Origin of the sequence: Nocardiopsis chromatogenes YIM 90109, assembly GCF_000341185.1 — a bacterium.
GTDB lineage: Bacteria > Actinomycetota > Actinomycetes > Streptosporangiales > Streptosporangiaceae > Nocardiopsis_A > Nocardiopsis_A chromatogenes.
Window position 1 is genome coordinate 1 of record NZ_ANBH01000402.1, and the last position, 1191, is coordinate 1191.

Genomic DNA, 1191 nt, shown 5'->3' on the forward strand with positions numbered 1-1191 from the left:
CCCTCCAGCCCCAGCGTGTAGGCGATGCGCCCCGAGGCGACCGACCCCGCGCCGCCGGGGCCGATCAGGCCCTCGAGCTCGGGCGGCACCGTGTCCACCCGCGACGAGTAGTCGTGGTACATCAGGCCCGTGTAGACACCGGTCCTGCTGCCGCGCAGGGCGGTGGGGTCGATGCCCGCGTTCTCCAGGGCCTCCCAGGCGGTCTCCAGGAGGAGGCGCTGCTGGGGGTCCATGGCGGTGGCCTCGCGGGGAGAGATCCCGAAGAAGCCGGGATCGAACCGGTCGGCGCCGTCCAGGAACCCGCCCGTGCGCACGTATGTCGTGCCGGACGCCTCGGGGTCGGGGTCGTAGAGGCCCGCGGTGTCCCAGCCGCGGTCGGCGGGGAACTCCGAGGTGCCGTCCACGCCTTCGTCGACCAGCCGCCACAGCTGCTCGGGCGTGGCCACACCCCCGGGGAAGCGGCACGCCATGCCGACCACCGCGACCGGCTCGCTGGCCGCGTCCTGCATCTCCTTCAGCTCGCGCTGGGCCTGGCGGGTGTCGGCGATCGCCTTCTTCAGGTACTCGCGGAGCTTGGTCTCGTTCGCCATTGCCGGTCAGGCCTTCCTGTTCGTATCGACGAGGCTGAACAGCTCCTCGTCGCTCGCCGAGTCGAGATCGGAGTCATCGGTGCCGTCGGCTCCGTCTTCGGCCTCGTCGGCCGCGCGGCGCCACCGGGTGAGGAGGTCTTCGAGCTGTTCGGTGATGAGCGAGTGGTCGTCGGCGTCGACGGTCAGGGCCGTCAGGAACGCCGCGACCTCGTCGAGCTTGGCCCGCGCCGCCTTGTGGCCGCTGGGCGCCAGCAGGTCCAGCAGGTGGGCGGCGAGCGCGGCCGGGGTCGGGTGGTCGAACACGAGCGTCGCCGGAAGCCGGGCGCCGGTCGCCCCGGTCAGCCGGTTGCGCAGTTCGACCGCGGTGAGCGAGTCGAACCCGAGCTGCTCGAACGCGATGTCCGGGGCGACCGCTGCGGGGTCCTGGTAGCCCAGTACGTCGGCGATGCACGAGCGGACCAGGTCGAGCAGGAGTTCGTGCTGTCCGTCCCTGTCCACTCCGTTGAGCCTGGCGGTGAAGGCGGCTCCGTCCTCCCGCCGGGCCGCGGTTCCGGCGGTCGTACCGGTGCCGGTGGTGCGTCGGGTGAGGCCGCTCAGGAGC

2 protein-coding genes are annotated in these 1191 nt (G+C 72.5%); both read right to left on the minus strand.

Annotated features, from left to right (window positions below; all coding sequences use genetic code 11):
* A partial coding sequence (locus D476_RS35330) for a beta-ketoacyl synthase N-terminal-like domain-containing protein (RefSeq protein WP_040729014.1) occupies positions 1-590 on the minus strand: 590 nt, incomplete at its 3' end.
* Positions 591-596: 6 nt separating this feature from the next.
* Positions 597-1191, minus strand: a 595-nt coding sequence (locus D476_RS35335) for an acyl carrier protein (protein ID WP_017627852.1), incomplete at its 5' end; no start/stop codon positions are given.